Below are 711 nucleotides of genomic sequence, written 5' to 3' on the forward strand. Positions count from 1 at the left end.
GGGCTGTCTGACGGGCAGACCAAGGCTGTTCAGTTTGTTTATTGCTCCAACATACGCCATCACTTCCCCTACCTGACCGTTGTATGTTCGCAGACTGATTTTCCCCGCCAGCAACTGCTTGAACCGATACATCGCTGTTTCCGCCAGCGAGCGACGGTGATACCCCGATATCTTCTTCCAGTGCGCCAGCCCTTCCTTGCGCATTACCTGCACAGCCTCATTTCTTGGATGTCCCTTTTCCCATAGGCCAGCGTTCTTGCGAGGTGGGATACAGGCTGTCGCCCCTTTGTGCGAGATATGCTGATGGCTGGCTTTGCTGTCGTAGGCGCCATCTGCATAAACCCGGCCCAGCTTGCGCCGCAGTGGATTGAGTAAGGTTGGCAGCACCTCGGCATCATGGACATTCTCCAGTGACACTTCTGCTGCCACGATATCGTGGGTTGCCGGGTCCACCGCCAGATGCAGCTTGCGCCACACTCGCCGTTTCTCGGCGCCGTGTTTTCTGACTTTCCACTCGCCTTCACCAAATACCTTAAGACCGGTCGAGTCGATGACCAGGTCGGTGATACGCCCCTTGGCGGGCTGCCGGTAGGCCACCGTTACCGTGCGGGCCCGCTTGCTTGCGCAGCTATAATCCGGTGCGCACAGCGGCACATTCATCAACTCGAACAAGGAGTCGAGTAGCCCCTGAGTTGCGCGAAGCGTGAGGTT

The 711-nt window shown here is 57.7% G+C and carries 1 protein-coding gene; it reads right to left on the reverse strand.

The features are described 5' to 3' along the window. Window positions 1–711: IS5 family transposase (locus HB860_RS17445; RefSeq protein WP_247627452.1), on the reverse strand; the 711-nt coding region annotated here is incomplete at both ends.

It is taken from the genome of Aeromonas genomosp. paramedia, from assembly GCF_023093515.1.
In the GTDB taxonomy this organism is placed as follows: domain Bacteria; phylum Pseudomonadota; class Gammaproteobacteria; order Enterobacterales; family Aeromonadaceae; genus Aeromonas.